The sequence below is a fragment of the Blautia sp. AM29-29 genome, from assembly GCF_003480555.1.
In the GTDB taxonomy this organism is placed as follows: domain Bacteria; phylum Bacillota; class Clostridia; order Lachnospirales; family Lachnospiraceae; genus Fusicatenibacter; species Fusicatenibacter saccharivorans.
This window is the reverse complement of the sequence record NZ_QUJD01000007.1, coordinates 377-1,027: the sequence shown is the minus strand read 5'-3', so window position 1 is coordinate 1,027 and position 651 is coordinate 377. Positions and strand designations below refer to the sequence as shown.

The 651-nt window shown below is 42.5% G+C and carries 1 protein-coding gene; it reads right to left on the bottom strand.

The genetic code is table 11. The annotated features are described in order from the left end of the window. Nucleotides 1-595 (bottom strand): RNA-guided endonuclease TnpB family protein (locus DW769_RS06335; protein ID WP_147398851.1); only part of this gene is annotated, 595 nt, incomplete at its 3' end. Nucleotides 596-651: the final 56 nt, after the last annotated feature.

The following is a 651-nucleotide window of genomic DNA, read 5'->3' as shown; positions in this document are numbered from 1 at the left end:
GATTCGCTACTGTATTTCCGTTGCTGTCAGAATAGAACGTTTTGATTCCAACATCAATCCCAATCGTTCCACCCTGATTAGGTCGCGGTTCCGGTTCAAATTCAACATTCAGAACCGCAAAATATTTTCCGGATGGCGTATGCTCAATGGTTACGTGATGAATGTTTCCCACTTCCATTGACTGACGCACTTTCACATATCCAAGCTTCGGAAGTTTGATATATCTTCCCACGATACGAATGTTGTCTTTTTGATTTACCGTTCTGTACGACTGAAAATGGTTATGTTTGCTTTTGAAAGTTGGATGGGACGCTCTTTTTTGAAAAAAGTTTACAAATCCCCGGTCAAGATCCCGCAATGACTGCTGTAATGCGATGGAATCGACTTCTTTCAGAAACGCAAACTCTTCCTGCTTTTTCAGTTCCGTCAGCATGGCAGAAGTCTGGCCATAGCCGATTTTTTCCCCTTTTTCATAGCCTTCCTTACGCATGGCAAGTCCCCGGTTATAGATGAACCTGCAGCATCCCAGCGTCTGGTGAATGAAGGCTTTCTGTCCTTTATTCGGGTAGATTCTGAATTTGATCCCTTTTTGCATTATCCCATCTTATCCTTTTGTCTCTGCGATGTTTTCTGGTTTTCGATATACTGTTT